Source organism: Photorhabdus viridis, from assembly GCF_040256935.1.
Lineage (GTDB): Bacteria > Pseudomonadota > Gammaproteobacteria > Enterobacterales > Enterobacteriaceae > Photorhabdus > Photorhabdus viridis.
The window spans coordinates 1-1,191 of record NZ_JBEJZY010000161.1 but is presented as its reverse complement, the minus strand read 5'-3'; the positions used below and the strand labels follow the sequence as shown (position 1 = coordinate 1,191).

Here is a 1,191-nt window from a genome sequence, read left to right as displayed (position 1 = left end):
ACTTTACGCGGGTTGACGGTCAGCCCTGCCAGCAGATAGCGCCTACAGACATCGGCTTTTCACTCTCCTGTCTGGATCTGCGTTCCCTGAACGCAACGGCCCGTGCCAAGCGCGTTGCTGAACTCACCGAATACGAGGCCTGTGCGCCCTTCGATCTCATTCAGGGCCCGCTGATCCGCGGTCAATTGCTGCAATTGGCCGATGAGGAGCATGTACTGCTGTTTACCCAGCATCATATCATCTCCGACGGCTGGTCCACCGGCATCATGGTCCGCGAGCTGGCAGCGCTTTATCAGGCCGCTCTTGCCGGTCAGACGGCGGCTTTACCGCCCCTGCCCATCCAGTATGCCGACTATGCCGTCTGGCAGCGCAATGAGTTGCAGGGAGACCGCCTTACCGAACAACGTGATTTCTGGTGGGCCCAATTGCAGGGCGCGCCTGCCCTGCTGGAATTGCCCACGGACCGGCCACGTCCATCAGTACAGCGCTATGCCGGCAGCCGGGCGCCTTTCCATCTGGATGCTGAAGTCCTTACTTCCCTCAAGGCACTGGGGCAACGTCAGGGCACCACCCTGTTTATGACCCTGCTCGCGGCCTGGGCTGTTGTGCTTGCCCGCCTCAGCGGTCAGGACGATATCGTCATCGGTACCCCCGTGGCCAACCGCCAGAACAGCGAAACCGAAGCATTAATTGGTTTTTTCGTCAATATGCTGGCTTTGCGTATCGAACCCGGTCAGTGCCACACAGTGGCGGAACTGCTTACTCAGGTTCGCGAACGCACACTGGCGGCCTATACTCATCAGGACCTGCCTTTCGAACAGGTGGTAGATGCATTGCAGCCGGCCCGCAGCCTGAGCTACAGCCCGGTCTTCCAGGTCATGCTGGCGCTGAACAACACCCCGGCTCAGGCGCTGACGCTGCCCGGACTGGCTCTCTCCCTTGTTGAGCAACCGCAGCGCAGCAGCCAATTTGACCTGACGCTGTCGCTGACTGAAACCGACGCCGGTTTAGTGGGGGGGCTGGAATATGCGACCGATTTGTTTGATCAGGAGACCGTGATCCGCATAACGGGTTACCTTGAGAACGTGCTGACAGCAATGGTCGCGGATGTGACGCAAGCTCTTTCATCTCTGCCTATACTACCTGTCACAGAGCAACAACAATTGCTGATGGATTTCAACGCCACACAGG

General features: G+C 58.9%; 1 protein-coding gene. It reads left to right on the top strand.

Translation table 11 applies throughout. From position 1 onward, the window contains the following. Positions 1–1,191 (top strand): condensation domain-containing protein (locus tag ABR397_RS22685; protein ID WP_350307683.1); only part of this gene is annotated, 1,191 nt, incomplete at both ends.